Origin of the sequence: Bosea sp. Tri-49 (assembly GCF_003952665.1) — a bacterium.
Classification (GTDB): Bacteria; Pseudomonadota; Alphaproteobacteria; order Rhizobiales; family Beijerinckiaceae; genus Allobosea.
Genome location: NZ_CP017946.1, coordinates 3,662,134 through 3,675,152 on the forward strand (window position 1 = coordinate 3,662,134; position 13,019 = coordinate 3,675,152).

Annotated in this window: 12 protein-coding genes; all 12 read left to right on the forward strand. The window is 67.8% G+C overall.

Features of this window, described 5'->3' with window-relative positions:
* The 12 genes from BLM15_RS17865 (at window position 1) to BLM15_RS17920 (ending at window position 13,010) form a co-directional block, all read left to right on the forward strand.
* Window positions 1–747, forward strand: coding sequence for an enoyl-CoA hydratase/isomerase family protein (locus tag BLM15_RS17865; RefSeq protein WP_126114015.1), 747 nt, complete (start codon window positions 1–3; stop codon window positions 745–747).
* A complete protein-coding gene (locus tag BLM15_RS17870; RefSeq protein ID WP_126114016.1) occupies window positions 744–1,898 on the forward strand; it encodes a CaiB/BaiF CoA transferase family protein in 1,155 nt (384 codons plus the stop codon). The genes BLM15_RS17865 and BLM15_RS17870 overlap by 4 nt, the downstream gene beginning before the upstream one ends.
* Entirely contained in the window at window positions 1,895–2,686 is a 792-nt protein-coding gene (locus BLM15_RS17875; RefSeq protein ID WP_236846338.1) for an enoyl-CoA hydratase/isomerase family protein, read from the forward strand. Before BLM15_RS17870 ends, BLM15_RS17875 begins: the two co-directional genes overlap by 4 nt.
* Complete coding sequence (locus BLM15_RS17880; RefSeq protein WP_126114017.1) at window positions 2,683–4,320, forward strand: AMP-binding protein; 1,638 nt, start codon at window positions 2,683–2,685, stop codon at window positions 4,318–4,320. The genes BLM15_RS17875 and BLM15_RS17880 overlap by 4 nt, the downstream gene beginning before the upstream one ends.
* Window positions 4,317–5,309 carry an NAD(P)H-dependent flavin oxidoreductase gene (locus tag BLM15_RS17885; protein ID WP_126114018.1) on the forward strand — a complete coding sequence of 331 codons (993 nt, stop codon included), beginning with the start codon at window positions 4,317–4,319 and terminating at the stop codon, window positions 5,307–5,309. The genes BLM15_RS17880 and BLM15_RS17885 overlap by 4 nt, the downstream gene beginning before the upstream one ends.
* A 52-nt stretch (window positions 5,310–5,361) precedes the next feature.
* A complete protein-coding gene (locus tag BLM15_RS17890) occupies window positions 5,362–6,333 on the forward strand; it encodes a Bug family tripartite tricarboxylate transporter substrate binding protein (RefSeq protein ID WP_126114019.1) in 972 nt (323 codons plus the stop codon).
* A gap of 74 nt (window positions 6,334–6,407) precedes the next feature.
* Window positions 6,408–7,841 (forward strand): NAD-dependent succinate-semialdehyde dehydrogenase, encoded by a 1,434-nt coding sequence (locus BLM15_RS17895; protein WP_126116243.1) that lies wholly within the window; start codon window positions 6,408–6,410, stop codon window positions 7,839–7,841.
* A gap of 32 nt (window positions 7,842–7,873) precedes the next feature.
* Entirely contained in the window at window positions 7,874–8,269 is a 396-nt protein-coding gene (locus BLM15_RS17900; protein WP_126114020.1) for a RidA family protein, read from the forward strand.
* Between the two features lie 4 nt (window positions 8,270–8,273).
* Window positions 8,274–9,083, forward strand: coding sequence for an alpha/beta fold hydrolase (locus BLM15_RS17905; RefSeq protein WP_126114021.1), 810 nt, complete (start codon window positions 8,274–8,276; stop codon window positions 9,081–9,083).
* A 13-nt stretch (window positions 9,084–9,096) separates the two neighbouring features.
* On the forward strand, window positions 9,097–10,197 hold the full coding sequence (locus BLM15_RS17910; RefSeq protein WP_126114022.1) for a mandelate racemase/muconate lactonizing enzyme family protein: 1,101 nt from the start codon (window positions 9,097–9,099) through the stop codon (window positions 10,195–10,197).
* Between the two features lie 156 nt (window positions 10,198–10,353).
* Entirely contained in the window at window positions 10,354–11,946 is a 1,593-nt protein-coding gene (locus BLM15_RS17915) for an ABC transporter substrate-binding protein (RefSeq protein ID WP_164547554.1), read from the forward strand.
* A gap of 122 nt (window positions 11,947–12,068) precedes the next feature.
* Complete coding sequence (locus BLM15_RS17920) at window positions 12,069–13,010, forward strand: ABC transporter permease (RefSeq protein ID WP_126114024.1); 942 nt, start codon at window positions 12,069–12,071, stop codon at window positions 13,008–13,010.
* Window positions 13,011–13,019: the final 9 nt, after the last annotated feature.

The following is a 13,019-nucleotide window of genomic DNA, read 5'->3' on the forward strand; positions in this document are numbered from 1 at the left end:
ATGTCCCAAACCCAAAGCCCGCTGCTCGTCGAGACCCGCGGCGCCGTCCGCATCCTGACGATGAACCGGCCCGACAAGCTCAACGCCCTCGACACGGCGCTGACACAGGCGCTTTTCGACGCGCTCCTTGCGGCGCAGGCGGACGAGGCGATCCGGGCGGTCGTCCTGGCGGGTGCCGGGCGCGGCTTCTGCGCCGGCGCCGACCTCAAGGAATTCGCCGACCTGACCCCCGCCAACCAGAAGGCCGTGGTCACTCGCGCCGACCTGACCACGCGCCTGCACATGCTGCTGCCGGGCCTGTCAAAACCGATCGTCGCCGCCGTGCAAGGCGTCGCGGTCGGCGGCGGCGCCGGTACCGCGATCGGCTGCGACATGGTCGTCGCCGGCAGCGACCTGAAATTCGGTTATCCCGAGCTACGCCACAGCATTGTCCCCGCGATCGTGATGACGAGCCTGCAGCGCGCCATCGGTCGCAAGCTCGCCTTCGAACTGGTCAGCACCGGGCGGATGGTCGGCGCCGAGGAGGCGCTGCGGCTCGGCTTCGTCAACAAGGTCGTAGCGCCCGAAGACGTGTTGGCCGAGGCGCTCGCCATCGCCGAGGGCTGGGCCAAGGTGAAGCCGGTCGCAATGGAGGCGACCAAGCGATTGTTCTACCGCGTCGCCGACCTGCCTTTCGAGGCGGCGATGGCCGCCGGGCGCGACATCAACGCGCTGATGCGCAGCTTCCGCGACGGGGACGGCGCATGAGACCGCTCGACGGCGTCACCATCGTCGACTTTTCGCGCGTCCTCGCCGGGCCGATGGCGACGATGATCCTGGCCGAGATGGGCGCCAGGGTCATCAAGGTCGAGCGTCCCGGCACGGGCGATGAATCCCGGCAATGGGAGCCGCGCGTCGGCGAGGAGAGCGCCTATTTCTTCGCCTTCAACCGCGGCAAGGAATCGATCGTCCTCGACCTGAAGACGCCGGCTGGCCGCGCCGCGGCGAAGAGGCTCGCGCTGCAGGCCGACGTCGTGCTGGAGAACTTCCTGCCGGGCCAGATGGACAAGATGGGGCTGGGCTATGCTGAGCTCTCCCAAGAGAAGCCGGGGCTCGTCTACGTCTCCAATACCGGCTTCGGCCAGAGCGGCCCCTATCGCGACCGCGTCGGCTACGACACGATCTTCCAGGCGCTGAGCGGCGTGATGGCGCTGACAGGCCATCCGGGTGGCCCGCCCGCCAAGGTCGGCGTGCCAATGGCGGACCTGACCGCTGGCCTGTGGAACGCCGTCGCCATCCTAACCGGGCTCGTCGGCCGCGCCAGCTGCGGCAAGGGCTGCCATGTCGATCTCTCGATGCTCGACACCCAGATCAGCCTGCTGACCATCGCCGCAGCGCGCCTCTTCGCCCTCGGCGAGGACCCGCAGCGCACCGGCACCGAGCATCCCGGCCGCGTGCCCTCCGCCGCCTTCGCCTGCGCCGGCGACGAATGGCTCCATATCAGCGGCAGCGACCAGCATTGGCAGGCGATCTGCTCGGTCCTTGGCCTCGACGAACTCGCCGCAGACACAGCCCTCGCCCGCAATGCCGAGCGGGTGAAGCAGCGCGAGCGCGTGATGGCGGCGATGCGCGAGGTTTTGGCCGGGCGCAAGCGCGCCGATGTCGCCGAGGCCCTGCGAGCGGCCGGCGTGCCCGCCGGTGAGGTCAACACGGTCGCGCAGGCGCTGGCCGACCCGCATGTACAGGCGCGCGGCATGGTGGCGGAGTTCCAGCATCCGACAGCCGGCGCCTTCCCGGCGCTGCGCAACCCGCTGCGCTTCACCGGCTATGACGCCCCGTCTCTCGGCACGCCACCGCTGCACGGCGCCGACAGCGCTGCCCTCGCCGCCGAATTCGGCCTGAAGGAGATCGGCGCATGAGCCAGAGCCTTTTATCCGGAATGGCGTTCGAGCGCCTCGCGGTCGCCGCCGATGGCCCGATCCTGCGGGTGACGCTCAACCGCCCCGAGGCGCGCAATGCCCTCGACCTGACGATGTGCCGCGAATTGCGCGCCGTGTTCGAGGCGATCGAGGCCGATCCGGCGATCCGCATCGTCCGTGTCGATGGCGCCGGCCCGGTGTTCTGCGCCGGGGCGGACCTCAAGGAGCGCAAGGGCAAGGACGAGATCTGGGTCCGGCAGCGCCGGCTCGCCTCCTTCGCCGCCTATGACGCGATCGAACGCTCCAGCAAGGCCGTGATCTGCGTCGTCGACGGGCCCGTGGTCGGCTCCGGCGGCGAGATCGCCATGGCCTGCGACTTCATCATCGCATCGGAGCGCACGAGCTTCACTTTCCCGGAAGCGCATTGGGGCACGGTCGGCGCGACGCAGCGCCTGCAGCGCGTCGTCGGCAAGAGGCTGGCCAAGGAGCTGCTGTTCACCGCGCGGCGCTGGCCGGTCGAGGAGGCGCTGGCCGCCGGCCTCGTCAACCGCGTCGTCGCGCCGGACGCGCTCGAAGCGACCGTCACGGAACTGCTGGCTCAGATCGCCAAGGCGCCGGCGCTGGCACTGACCCTTGCCAAGCAGTCGATCGAGCTCGGCGAGAAGACCGATCTCGCCACCGGCATCCGCATCGAGCTCGCCGCGATCGAGCGCGCGCTCGCCGACACCGAATGGCGCAAGGGCCTGGAGGCCTTCGCCGAACGCGACGCACAGGGAAAGAACTCATGAGCGCCAGCGAGCTGCCATCCGATCTGTTCGGCTGCGCCGACACCTTGCCCGAGGCACTGGCGCGTGCCGTGCGCCTGGCCGGCCACGAGGAGGCCGTCGTCTGCAATGGCGAACGCATCAGCTATGCCGCGCTGGCCGCGCGGGTCGACGAAGTCGCCGCCTCCCTCGCCGCGCATGGCGTGCGCAAGGGCGACCATGTCGGCATCTGCCTCGGCAACAGCATCCCCTGGATCGTGCTGTTCCACGCCATCGCCCGGCTCGGCGCCGTCACCGTACCGGTCAACACCAGGCTGAAGGCCGAGGAGATCGCCTACACGCTGCGCCAGTCGGACGTCTCGCTGCTGTTCATGACCGACCGGCTGCTCAAGATCGATTTCGTCGAGATCATCAGGCAGATCTGCCCGGCGATCGATGCGAAGCTGCCTGACCCGGCCCTGCCCAAGCTGACCCGCGTCGTCGTTCTAGGCGAGACCGTCCCGGCGGGCGCAACCGGCTTCGCCGACTTCCTCAAGGTGGGCGCCGGCCAGCCAGTGCCGGAGCCCGTGCCGACAGCGGATGACCCGCTGCTGATCCAATATACTTCCGGAACCACCTCTTTCCCGAAAGGGGCGGTGCTGACCCATCGCAACATGACGTGGGACGCCTATTCCGCCGGCCGCTTCTTCGGCCTGCGCTCGGGCGAGCGCTATTTCAGCCCCCGCCCCTTCTTCCATGTCGCCGGCAGCACGCTCGCGGTCATCGCCTCTCTGCAGCATCTCGCCTGCCTCGTCAGCTGCGAGCGCTACGAGCCGGGCGATGCCTTGCGCCTGATGGAGGAGGAGCGCTGCACGCTGATGTCAGGCAACGACACCATCTTCCTGATGCTGCTCGACCATCCCGACCTGCCCCAGCGCAAGCTTTCGCTGCGTGGCGGCTGGGCCGCGGCGACGCCCTCGGTGATGGAGCGTATCGCGCGCCAGCTCGGCGCGACCGAGATGGCGGTCTGCTACGGCCAGTCGGAAGCCTCCCCGAACATCTGCACCGCCGCCTGGTGGGACCCGCTCGCCGACCGGATCGCCGGCTGGATGCGCATCCATCCCGGCGTCGAGGTCGAGATCCGGGCGACCGAGGATGGCCCCGAGCCCGGCCCCGGCGAGGTCGGCGAGATCTATGCACGCGGCTGGAACGTGATGCAGGGCTATTACGCCAAGCCCGAGGAAACCCGCGCGGTTCTCAGCGAAGACGGCTGGCTCCGCACCGGCGATCTCGGCCGCCTCGCGCCCGATGGCCGGCTCGCCTTCGTCGGGCGGGCCAAGGACATCATCCGCGTCGGCGGCGAGAATGTCGCCTCAGCCGATATCGAGAACGTGCTGCACCGCCATCCCGGCATCCAGCAGGCGCAGGTCGTCGGCGTGCCCGACAAGCGCTTGATCGAGGTGCCCGCCGCCTTCGTGATCCTGGCGAGCGGCACCTCGCTCGCGCCCGACGAGATCATCGCCTGGAGCAAGGAGCACCTCGCCGGCTTCAAGGTGCCGCGCTATGTCGAGATCGTCGAGAGCTTCGACCAGATCGGCATGACCGCGAGCTCCAAGGTCCAGAAGAACAAGCTCGCCGCCCATGCGCGCCAGCTCTTCGGCCTCGAGGCAGTGGCATGAGCTTGCGCATCGAGACCCGCTTCACCCGGATGGTCGGCATCGACCTGCCGATCGTGCAGGCCGGGATGAGCTGGGCCTCCTCCTGCGCGGCGCTGCCGGCAGCGGTCTCGGGCGCGGGCGGGCTCGGCGTCATCGCCGCCGGGCCGATGCGGCGCGACGACCTCAAGGCGGCGATCGCCGGCGTCCGCGCGCAGACGGACCGGCCCTTTGCCGTCAACGTCCCGCTCTATCGCAAGGAGGTCGATGACATCCTCGCTCTGCTCGTGGACGAACGCGTCCCGGTCATCATCGCCTCGCAAGGCGGACCGGAGCGCTATCTCGATCGCTTCAAGGCGGTCGGCGCGCTCTGCCTGCACGTGGTCGCCTCCGAGGTCCATGCCGCCAAGGCGGCGGCCAAGGGCGTCGACGGCCTCGTCGTGGTCGGCGGCGAGGCTGGCGGCCACCCGCCGCCCGAACTGGTCTCGACCCTGGTGATCGGGCGGGCCGTGGCGAAAGCCGTGCCCGAGCTGCCGATCGTGCTGGGCGGCGGCATCGCCGACGGCCATGGCCTTGCGGCCGCGCTCGCCCTTGGCGCCGACGCCGTGCAGCTCGGCACCCGCTTCATGGCGACGCCGGAAGCGCGCCTGCATGACGATTATCGCCGCCGCGTCGTCACGGCCTCCGTCTCCGACACCATGGTGGTCGGCCGCGGCTTCGGCATGATCCGCGTGCTGCGCAACCGCTTCGCCGAGGCGATGGCGGCAGCCGAGCGCGCCGGGCGTCCCGACGAGGAGCGGCGCGAGCTGTTCCAGCGCTCGTCGCTGAAGCTCGCCGCCTTCGACGGCGACGTCGAGGACGGCAAGGTCGAGGCCGGACAGAGCGCCGGACTGATCGACGACATCGTCCCGGCTGGCGAGCTCGTGGCGCGGATCGCGGGGGAATACCGGGCGACACTGGCACGGCTTCCTGCAGTCGAAGCCGCGCGCGAACCCGCCTTGCAGCCTTCGTGACCATCCCCGCAGCCGGGGACAGGAAAAACCAACAAACGGGAGGAGGAACGGCATGGACAGGCGCAGATTCATGGCGACGGCCGGGGCAGCCATGCTGGCGCCGCGCAGCGCTGGCGCGCAGGGCTATCCCGTCAGGCCGATCCGCCTGATCGTGACCTTTGCGGCCGGCGGCCCGGCCGACCTGTTCGCCCGCACGCTCGCCAGCGGGATGAGCGCCCGGCTCGGCCAGCAGGTGGTCATCGACAATCGCCCGGGCGGCGCAGCGGGCCTGCCCGCCATCGACGCGATCGCGAAAGCAGGGCCGGACGGCTACCAGCTCGCTCTGGTCGGCGCGGCGGCGCTCTCGACCGTGCCGTTCATGGTCGCGAAGATGCCGTTCGATTGGGAGACGAGCCTGACGCCGCTCACTCTGGTGTCGCGCGTTCCGGAGGTGATTACCACCAACGCCAAGCTCGGCCTGAAGAGCCTCGCCGACCTCGTCGCCTACGCGAAGAAGAATCCGGGCAAGGTCAATTTCGGCTCGGCCGGGCTCGGCAGCATCACCCATCTTGCCAGCGAGCTGTTCAAGGCGGAAGCGGGGGTCGACATCACGCATGTGCCCTATCGTGGCGCGGCGCCGGCCGTGACCGACCTGATCGCTGGTCATATCGACATGGTCACGGCCGATATCCCGGTACTGCTGCCGCAGATCCAGGCCGGCAACGTCAATGCTCTGGCGGTCACCACGGATAAGCGGATCAAGGCCCTACCGGATGTCCCGACCACGGCGGAAGTTGGCTTTCCCAAGGTCGTCTCCGACAACTGGTACGGACTGGTCGGCCCGGCCGGGATGCCGGCGGAGGTGTCGAGCCGGATCCACGCCGCCGCCCTGGCGACGCTCCGCTCGGACGAGTTGCTGAAGCAGTTCGAGAGCCAGGAAGCGATCTCCTCGCCGACCTCCCCGGACGAGTTCGTCGCCTTCATCAAGGCCGAGCGAGCGAAATGGGGACCGCTGATCGCTTCGATCGGGGTCAAGCTCGAATAGCGCCCACCCTCCTCTTTCGACCAGTCACCAAGGCCGCGCAGCAGCGGCCCCAAGCTTCCAACGCAGGACATCGGATCATGCTCGACAAGCCCCTTCTCATCGCCGGCAGCTGGCGCACACCGTCCGGCTCCCGCACCGGCGATGTCGCCGATCCCACCACGGGTGCGGTCATCGGCAAGCTCGGTTACGCCGAGGCCGCCGATGTCGACGCTGCCCTGGAGGCCGCGCGGAAGGGCTTCGCCGCCTGGCGCGCCATGACCGCGCTCGAACGCGCGCGCATCCTGCATCGCGCCGCCGCGCTGGTCCGCGAGCGCGCCGAGGTGATGGCGCAGCATATGACCCGCGAGCAGGGCAAGCCGCTGGCCGAGGCGCGGGGCGAAGCCGGCACCGCGCCCGAACACATCGAATGGTATGCAGAGGAAGGCCGGCGCGCCTATGGCCGGGTGATCCCCTCGCGCATTCCCGGCGCGCGCCAGATCGTCGTGAAGGAGCCGGTCGGCCCGGTCGCAGCCTTCAGCCCCTGGAACTTCCCGCTCGCCCAGCTCGTCCGCAAGATCGCCGGGGCGCTGGCAGCCGGCTGCTCGATCATCGCCAAGCCGCCGGAAGAGGCGCCCTCGGCCTGCATCGAACTCGCCAAAGCCTTTCAGGAGGCCGGCCTGCCCGAGGGCGCGCTCAACATCCTGTTCGGCGTGCCGGCGGAAATCTCGGAGCGGCTGATCGCCTCGCCGGTGATCCGCAAGGTCTCGTTCACCGGCTCGGTCCCGGTTGGCAAGCATCTCGGCGCGCTGGCGGGAGCGCAAGCGAAGCGCGCCACCATGGAGCTCGGCGGCCATGCCCCCTTCATCGTCTGCGACGACGTCGATCTCGAAGCAGTGGTGAAGCTGGGCGTCGGCCTGAAATTCCGCAATGCCGGCCAAGTCTGCGCCTCGCCGACGCGCTTTTATGTGCAAGATGCTATCTATGACGGCTTCCGCGCCGCCTTCACAGAAGCGGCCAAGGCGGTCAAGGTCGGCCCGGGCGCGGCCGAGGGCACGCAGATGGGCCCGCTCGCCAATGCCCGACGGCTCGATGCGATACAGGATTTCGTCGCCGATGCCGTCCAGCACGGCGCCAAGCTCGAAACCGGCGGCCGCCGCATCGGCAATGAGGGCTTCTTCTTCGAGCCGACCGTGCTGTCCGACGTCCCAGACAGCGCTCGCATCATGCGCGACGAACCGTTCGGGCCGATCGCGGCGCTGTTGCGGGTCGGCTCGGTCGACGAGGCGATCGAACGCTCAAATGCTCTGCCCTTTGGCCTCGCCGCCTTCGCCTTCACCCGCTCGACCCGGCGCGCCGCGCAATTCGCCGATGGGCTCGAGAGCGGCATGGTCTCGATCAACCATTTCGGCCTCGCTGCGGCCGAGACCCCGTTCGGCGGCATCAAAGATTCCGGCTACGGCAGCGAAGGCGGCACGGAGGGGCTCGAAGCCTATCTGTCGACCAAGTTCATCAGCCAGGTCGGCGCCTGAGCACCTAACCCTTCACGTTCGAGAGACGATCCATGACCACGATCCAGCACAACCCGGCCTCGATCGCGCCGCCCGCCCGCAATCTCTATTCGCACGGCGTCGAGACACGTGGCCCTGGCCGCCAGCTCTTCATCGCCGGGCAGGTTGGCGTGCGGCCCGACGGCTCCGTCCCCGAAGCCTTCGACGATCAGGTCCGCCATATGATGCAGAATATCGGCGCCGTCCTCGCCTCGGCTGGCATGGGCTTCGACGATATCGTCAAGATCACCGCCTATTGCCGCAGCGCCGAGGAAATCATCGGCTATGCCGGCATCCGCAACGGCTACTTCTCCGATAAGCCACCAGCGACGACGGCCTTCGTGGTCGGCGGCCTCGCCAACCCCGCCTGGCTGATCGAGGCCGACGCTATCGCCTTCAAGGCGGACTGAACCGGTGAACGCCGCCCTCCCCCAAGGCCGCGCCCGGCACGAAGCCCAAGTCGATGTCGGCGACGGCGGCCGGCTCTGGGTCTGGGATACGGGCGGCATTGGGCCGGCCATCGTCCTGCTGCACGCCTCGGCCGGCAGCGGCGAGTGCTGGGATCTGCAATGGCCGGTCTTCGCCGAAGCCGGCTACCGCGTCATCGGCTATTCCCGGCGCGGGCATTTCGGCTCCGAGGCCGGCGATGCGGCGACCACGACGCCGGCCTCGACCGATCTCCTCGGGCTGGTCGATACACTCGCGCTCGACCGCTTCCACCTGATCGGCACCGCCGCCGGCGGCATGGTCGCGACCGACTTTGCCGTCTCGCATCCGCAGCGCCTGCTCAGCTTCGTCATCTCCAGCAGCATCGTCGGGCTGGTCGATGACGATTATCAGGTGGTCCTGCATCGGCTGCTGCCGCCTGAGTTCGAGCAGCTCCCGCATGATTTCCGCGAGCTCGGCCCGTCCTACCGCGCGCAATGCCCTGAGGGTGTCGCCCGCTGGAAGGTAATGCTGGCGCGCTCGGGCATTGAGCGGGTTCCCTTGCGCTTCGCCAACCGCGTCCGCTGGGTCGATTTGCAGTGCTTCGACTTTCCGGTCCTCGTGCTGACCGGCGATGCCGATCTCTATGCCCCGCCGGCCAATGCGCGCCTGATCGCCAGCAAGATCCCCGGCGCGCACCTCGCCATCCTGCCCGATTCCGGCCATTCGCCCTGGTGGGAGGTGCCGGAGCTCTACAACCGCGAAATCCTGAGTTTTCTCGGCTCGGTGAGCCGCTAGGAGTCGTTCGATAATGGCTATCCCTTCCACCGAGGCCGACCGGATCGTCGCCGTCGAGGTCAGGCGCTGCGTCCAGCCGCAGCAGGATCCCGCCTGGCGCTTCGCGCTGGGTGGCATCCCGCGCCTCGACGGCCTGATCGTGACATTGCGCACGGCTTCCGGCCTCGCCGGTGAGGGGCATGTCGAGGCCATGGCCTTCTATGCCGACGATCTCGCCGGCTCGGAGGCCGCAATCGAGGTGCTGCGCCCCGTCCTGCTCGGCGCCGATGCCTTGCATTACGCCCAGACGCGGGATCGTCTCGACAAGGCCCTGTCCGGGCACGAGGCGGTCAAGGCCGGCATCGACAGCGCGCTCCATGAGCTCGCTGCACGAGCCTTGCAGGTACCGCTGCATGTGCTCTTCGGCGGCGCGCGACGCCAAAGCGTCGAACTCCAGCGCATCCTGCCGCTGAAGGACCCGCAAGGCATGGCCGCGGACGCCACGCGGCTGGCAGGGCTGGGCTATCGCTGCCTCAAAGTGAAGGTCGACGGCGATGCCGATCTCGCCGAGGCCCGCGTCAGGGCCGTGCGCGAAAGCGTCGGCCCGGCCATCCGGCTCTCCGCCGACGCCAACCAGAGCTACACGCCGAAGGCCGCGCTGCGCATGATCGAGCGCATCGCCCGCCATGGTGTCGATCTCATCGAGCAGCCGGTCCCCGCCGCAGACATTGCCGGCCTGGCCTTCGTTTCGCAGCGCAGCCCGATCGCGGTCGAGGCGGACGAAGCGATCCGCTCGCTGCGCGACATCGTCACCCTGATCTCGGAAGGCGCCTGCGACAGTTTCAACTTGAAGGGCTCGGTGCTCGGCGGGCTCGGCAAGGTCTTCATCGCCGCCCAGATCTGCGAGGCAGCGGGACGCGCCTACCGGGTCGGGACGGCTTACGGCCCACGGCTCATCGCCGCGCAATGCCTGCATCTGGCCGCGGCGTTGCCGTCCTTCCATTACCCGGTCGAGTTCGCCGAATTCGACCATCTGCTCGATGATCCCTTCACCGGCCTGGCAGCCCAGGCAGGCAAACTCGCTCTACCGCAAGGTGTCGGCTCGGGGCTGCCGCAACTATCGGAGAATACTTGACATTCCAGAGGCATGGCCTCAGGCTTCAAAGATCAGGCGGTTGGCGATAGCGAGGGATTCAATCCTCGTTATATCGAGCTTTCCTCACCGACACAGGTCGACGAAGCGCCAAAGAGCGCGCGATCCGTGATCTCGTCAGGTGGAGGAGCTCAGACAATGAACATCCGGATAAATTTTGCCCGTGCCATGCGCGCCGCGGGCGTCGTGATCGCTACCAGCGTGGCGACGACGGCGCTCGCGCAGGACAAGGATACGTTCCGCTTTGCCGCGGCGACCGATATCCGCGTTATCGATCCGATCTGGTCGCTGGAATACAACAGCAGGAACCACGGTTATCTCGTCTACGACACGCTGTTCGCTTACGATTCCAAGTTCCAGATCAAGCCGCAGATGGTCGATAGCTGGACCGTCTCCGACGACAAGCTGCACTACAAGTTCAAGCTGCGGCCCGGCCTGACCTGGCATGACGGCGCGCCGGTCACCGCCGCCGACTGCGTCGCTTCGATCAAGCGCTGGGGCCAGCGCGACTCCATTGGCCAGGCGCTGATCGCCACCGCCGGCGAAATCAAGGCGACCGGGACGGACACGTTCGAGATCGTGCTGAAGGAGCCGTTCGGCCACGTGCTCTCCGCGCTGGCCAAGACCGGTTCGCCGGTGCCGTTCATGATGCCCGAGCGCATCGCCAGGACCAGCGGCTTCGAGCAGATCAAGGAGGCCATCGGCTCCGGTCCATTCATCTTCGCGCGCGACGAATGGATGCCGGGCGACAAGGCTGTCTACAAGAGGTTCAAGGGCTACAAGCCGCGCTCCGAGCCCTCCGACTTCATGTCCGGCGGCAAAATCGCCAATGTCGAGCGCATGGAGTGGGTGTTCATCCCCAGCGGCGCCACCGCCGCCGCCGCATTGATGGCCGGCGAGGTCGACTGGCTCGAGCATCCGCCTTCCGACCTGCTGCCGACGCTGCAAAACGACAAGGATATCACCGTCCGCGCCGTCGATCCCTTCGGCATGCAGACCATGATCCGCTTCAACCATATCCATCCGCCCTTCGACAACGAGAAGGTCCGGCACGCCGTCCTGCAGACGATCGAGCAGGGCGAATATCTGCGTGTCCTCAGCGACGACAAGCGCAGCTGGGAGCCTTGCCGGAGCTTCTATTTCTGCGGCACCCGCTTCGGCCGGGACCTCGCGCCCGAGCAGTTGCTGTTCAAGAAGAACCTCGACGAAGCCAAGAAAACGCTCGCCGCCTCCGGCTACAAGGGCGAGAAGGTCGTGCTGCTCGACGCCGTCGACGACGCGATCCTGCATCCGGTCACCGTCGTGCTCTTCGACAACCTCAAGGCCATCGGCATGAATGTCGAGCTCCGGGCGACGGATGGCGCCACCATCTTCGCGCTGATGCTGAAGCAGGAGCCGATCGCGCAGGGTGGCTGGAACATAGGCCCGCAATATGCCGACAGCACGAACTACTCCGTACCCTTCCTCAACAACGCCCTGCGCGCCGGCGGCGTCGGCAAGGCCTCGATCGGCTGGCCGAAGAACGAGGCGATCGAGGCTCTCCGGACCGCTTTCCTCAAGGCGCCGGAGGCCGAGCAAGGCGCGATCGCCGACAAGATCCAGCAGGAGGCCTACACCGCCTCGCTCTATGGGTTGACCGGCCAGTACAAGCAGCTGACCGCCTATCGCAAATCCGTCGACGGCCTGATCGATTCACCGATCCCGCTGTTCTGGAACATCCGCAAGAAATGAGCGGCCGGCGGCGCGCGCCCCCTGCGTGCGCCGCCTCCCATCTCGAGCAAGCTCACGCCACCGGGCGATCGGCAAGATCGGCGGTCTAATGCGTGGCCTGCCCTGCAGAACGGAAAACACCGATGCTGGCCTATATCCTCAAGCGCCTGCTCGCGACCATCCCGGTGATGGCGACCGTCGCGGTCATCGTCTTCATGCTGCTGCATCTGACGCCCGGCGACCCGGCCGCGCTGATCGGCGGCGACCTCGCGACGCCCGAGGATTTGCGCCGCATTCGCGAGCAGCTCGGCCTGGAGCGCCCGATCGCCGAGCAATTCCTCGGCTGGCTCTGGCAGGTCCTGCAGGGTGATCTCGGGACATCGCTGTTCAACCAGATGCCGGTCGCGCAATTGATCGCGCAGCGGATCGAGCCGACCCTGATCATCGGCCTGACGATCATGACCTTCGCGGTGATCGTCGCGATCCCGCTCGGCGTGATCGCCGCCTGGAAGGCCGGCAGCTGGATCGACCAGCTGATCATGACGCTCGCGGTCATCGCGTTCTCGATGCCGATCTTCCTGATCGGCTATCTCCTGATCTTCAAGTTCTCGGTCGAGCTGAAATGGTTCCCGGTCCGCGGCTATCAGCCGATGTCTTCAGGGCCGGCGAAATTCTTCTCGCATCTCGTGCTGCCGAGCCTGACCGTCAGCTTCATCTACATCGCCCTGCTGACGCGCATGACCCGTGCGACCGTGCTCGACGTGCTGAACCAAGACTATATGCGCACCGCCCGCGCCAAGGGCATGGCGACGCCGCGTATCCTCGCCGTGCATGCTCTGAAGAACGCCGCCGTGCCGATCGTCACCATGGTCGGCATCGGGCTGTCGTCGCTGCTCGGCGGCATCGTCGTCACCGAGACCGTCTTCGCCATCCCCGGCATCGGCCGCCTGATGATCGACGCGATCATCCGCCGCGACTTCCCGATCCTGCAGGGGGTGATCCTCGTGCTGTCGGCGCTCTACGTGCTGATCAACCTCCTGATCGACCTGTCCTATTCGCTGTTCGATCCGCGCATCCGCTATTGAGGACGAGCC